The following is a 1,777-nucleotide window of genomic DNA, read 5'->3' on the forward strand; positions in this document are numbered from 1 at the left end:
AAGGGGGGGTTGGGGGGGTAGAGGACTACGCCGAAGTCAGTTCTGGCTTGTCTGAATACAATAATTTACTACACCCTAAATTTATGACAACATTTCCGATCGATCTCAACGCCTACAAACGCATCAGCCTAGATGTTAGCAATCCCACACTGACTAACGAACAAAAAACCAGCCTCAAAGATAATATCCAACTGTGTCGTGACGCGATCGTGTTTTTCACCGCCACAGGTGCAGCGCGAGGTGTCGGCGGACATACAGGCGGGCCATTCGATACCGTGCCCGAAGTAATGATTCTGGATGCGCTATTTCGTGGTGCGGCTGAAAAATACGTGCCCATTTTCTTTGATGAAGCCGGACACCGCGTTGCTACTCAATACTTGATGTCTACCCTTAATGGTGACTTACCAGCCGAACGGTTAATGGAATACCGTGCCGCCCATTCTCACCTCCCCGGACACCCAGAATTAGGCTTTACGCCTGGTGTGAAATTCAGTTCCGGTCGATTGGGTCACATGTGGCCATACGTCAACGGTGTAGCGATGGCAAACCCGAATAAAATTGCTTTCTGCTTGGGTTCCGATGGTTCGCAGCAAGAAGGTAACGACGCTGAAGCCGCACGGTTAGCTGTCGCCCAGAATCTCAATGTCAAACTGATTATCGATGATAACGACGTGACGATCGCGGGTCATCCATCCAAGTATCTCGTCGGTACCACCGTTGCCAAAACCTTAGTCGGTCACGGTTTGCAGATCCTCGAAGGGAATGGCGAAGATATCGATGACTTGTATGCACGAATTTGTCAAGCTGTCAATACTGCTGGGCCGATCGCGGTAATTAACCATCGCCCGATGTGCCCTGGCATCGTCGGTTTAGAAGGTCAAACCCACGGGCACGACGTAATTTCGGTCAAACTTGCGATCGAATATCTCGAATCCCACAGTCAACAAGCCGCCGCCGACCACCTCAAAGGCATCAAAGCACCCAAGAATGAATATACATTCATGGGTTCGAGCGATAAATGGGATGCCAACCGCAACGTCTTCGGCGATGCTGCTGTCGCCATCCTCGGACGGATGAGTGAAACCGAGCGGCTCGAAAAAGTAAAGGTCATCGATAGCGATCTCGAAGGCTCCTGCGGTCTGAAAAAGATTCACGATGCCTATCCTGACATCTTCATCTCCTCCGGCATCATGGAGCGCGGTAACTTCTCCGCCGCTGCTGGGTTCGGCATGGAAGCAGGCAAACAAGGGATTTTCGGCACCTTCAGCGCATTCCTGGAAATGTGTATTTCCGAAATCACAATGGCGCGGTTGAACAATTCCAACGTCCTCAGCCACTTCTCCCACTCTGGGATCGACGACATGGCGGACAACACTTGCCACTTCGGTTTGAACAACATGTTCGCCGACAATGGTTTGAGCGATGGTTTTGCTACCAATCTCTACTTCCCCGCCGACCCCCATCAAATGAAAGCCTGTTTGGAAACAATTTTCTACAATCCAGGTTTACGCTTTGTGTTCTCAACTCGTTCTAAAGTACCCGCTATTTTAGATACCAACGGTAAGGATTTCTTCGGCGGTGATTACAAATTTGTCTCCGGTAAAGATGAAGTAATTCGTGAAGGTACTCAAGGCTATATCGTCAGTTTTGGTGAAGCTTTATACCGATCGTTAGATGCAGTCGAACGTCTCAAACAAGAAGGTATTGATGTGGGTCTGATTAATAAGCCAACATTGAACTCAATCGACGAAGAAATGATGTCGAAAATTGGTAAGTC

At 49.1% G+C, this 1,777-nt stretch carries 1 protein-coding gene; it reads left to right on the plus strand.

From position 1 onward, the window contains the following. Nucleotides 1-83 precede the first annotated feature (83 nt). Nucleotides 84-1,777: transketolase C-terminal domain-containing protein (locus RMO35_RS07060; protein WP_309739633.1), on the plus strand; the 1,694-nt coding region annotated here is incomplete at its 3' end.

The organism is Chamaesiphon sp. OTE_20_metabat_361 (assembly GCF_031364565.1).